4 protein-coding genes are annotated in these 1932 nt (G+C 73.6%); all 4 read left to right on the top strand.

Features of this window, described 5'->3' with window-relative positions; genetic code table 11:
• A partial coding sequence (locus PO768_RS28670) for a DUF1501 domain-containing protein (RefSeq protein WP_272648773.1) occupies positions 1–673 on the top strand: 673 nt, incomplete at its 5' end.
• 18 nt (positions 674–691) lie between these two features.
• Positions 692–1126, top strand: coding sequence for a DUF3106 domain-containing protein (locus PO768_RS28665; protein ID WP_171018461.1), 435 nt, complete (start codon positions 692–694; stop codon positions 1124–1126).
• Positions 1123–1728, top strand: coding sequence for an RNA polymerase sigma factor (locus tag PO768_RS28660; RefSeq protein WP_272648772.1), 606 nt, complete (start codon positions 1123–1125; stop codon positions 1726–1728). The genes PO768_RS28665 and PO768_RS28660 overlap by 4 nt, the downstream gene beginning before the upstream one ends.
• Positions 1728–1932: hypothetical protein (locus PO768_RS28655; protein ID WP_272648771.1), on the top strand; the 205-nt coding region annotated here is incomplete at its 3' end. The genes PO768_RS28660 and PO768_RS28655, both read left to right, overlap by 1 nt.

Genomic DNA, 1932 nt, shown 5'->3' with positions numbered 1-1932 from the left:
GCGCGGTGCCCAGCAAGCCGGCACATGGACCCCGGCGCGCCGCGCCGGCGCTGACGAGGACCTGCTGGCCCGCGTCGGCCAGCTCTACCAGGACGATGCCGCGCTGTCCGCCGCCTGGCAGCGGGCGATGGCCCAGCAGGGCATGCTGGGCGGGGAGTCGGCCGGCACGGGTAATGGTTTTGCCGCGTTGGCCCGCCAGGCCGGCACTTTTCTGGCGGCCGAACAGGGTCCGCGTGTCGCCTGGCTGGAAGCCAATGGCTGGGACACCCACACCAACCAGGCCGGCCGTTTGCAGCGCCTGCTGGCCGGCCTGGATGAGGGCCTGCTGGCGCTGCGCGAGGCGCTGGGCGCGCAGTGGCCGCACAGCACGGTGCTGGTGATGACCGAGTTCGGCCGCTCGGCGGTGCTGAACGGCAGCGGCGGCACCGACCATGGCACGGCCGGCATGGCCTTGCTGGCCGGTGGCGCGGTGGCCGGCGGTCGGGTGCTGACCGACTGGCCCGGCCTGGCCCGGACCCAGCTGCTCGATGGCCGCGATCTGCGCCCGACCCTGGACCTGCGCCAGCTGATCGCGGCCCTGTTGCAGCGCCAGTTCGGCCTCAGCCAGGCCCAGCTGGCGGGCAGCGTGCTGCCCGGTGTGAGCGCCCGTGAGCTGGCGCTGTGGCGCGCCTGAGCGATGATGGTGAACAGGATGAAAGCAACGCTGATTTCTCTTCTGCTGGTGGGGCTGGTCTGCGCGGCGGCCCAGGCCGCACCGCCGGACGTGCCCGACCCACAGGACTGGGCGCGGCTAACGCCCGAGCAGCAGCAGCAACGCCGCAGCGAGCTCAAGCAGCGGCTGCAGCAGGCCACGCCGGCCGAGCGTCGCGAGTTCCGCGAGCAGCTGCGCCAGCGGCTCGAGACATTGAGCCCGGCCGAGCGCCGCGCGCTGGTCGCCCAGACCCGTGAGCGCTGGGATCAGCTGCCGCCCGAGCAGCGCCAGCGCATGGCCGAGCAGCGCCGCCAGGAGATCCAGGCCATGTCGCCCGAGCAGCGCCGCGAGCTGCTGCGGCAGCGCCGGGCCATGCTGGACAAGCTCAGCCCCGAGGAGCGGCGGGCACTGCGCGAGAAGCTGCCCGAGCGATGAGCGACAGCGCAGCTGCCACCGCGCCCGGCCTGCTGGCCCGCTGGTTCGGCCGCGCGCCGCGCCAAGCCGGCGAGGACTGGGCGCTGTGGCGCCACGCCTGCGAGGGCGAGGCGCTCGCGGCCACCGAGCTGGTGCGCCGGCTGACACCCCAGGCCCATGGACTGGCCCTGCAGCTGCTGCGTCGCAGCGAGGACGCCGAGGATGCGGTGCAGGAGTCCTTTCTGCGCCTGTGGGGCAGCCGGCCCAGCGATGCCCGCGGCGCCAGCCTGGCCACCTTCTTCAACACCATTGTGATCAACCGCTGCAAGACCTGGCTGGGCCGGCGCCAGGAGCTGGCCACCGAACAGGCGCTGCTGACCGAGCTGGCCGATGCCCAGCAACAGCTTATCGAGCCTGCCCCGGCCCGCAGCGCTGGCGAGTTGACCGCCGCCATGCAGCGCCTGCCGGCGCGCCAGCGCATGGCGCTGGCGATGTGGGCCTATGCCGATGCCTCGGTGGCCGAGATCGCCGCCACGCTGGACCTTGAACCCAATGCCGCCCACCAGCTGCTGTACCGCGCCAAGCAGGCGCTGCGCCAGCAGCTGCGGGAAGGAGAGTCATGATGAAGCCCGATGAAGCCGGCGCTGACGAAGCGCTGCGCCAGACCCTGCGCACCGGCCTCCACGCGGCCGACGATTCCCGTGAGGCGCTGCAGGCCCGCGTGCTGGCCCAGTGGCGCCAGCGCCATGCACCTTTGTCCGCCGAGGCCAGGCTGGCAAGCGCCGGCGGGCAGGACTGGCCCGCCTCGCGCCCGCGGCGCTGGCTGG

This window comes from Paucibacter sp. XJ19-41, assembly GCF_028462495.1.
In the GTDB taxonomy this organism is placed as follows: domain Bacteria; phylum Pseudomonadota; class Gammaproteobacteria; order Burkholderiales; family Burkholderiaceae_C; genus Roseateles_E.
Note: the sequence above shows the minus strand (reverse complement) of the source record. Positions and strands in the feature narration are given on the sequence as shown.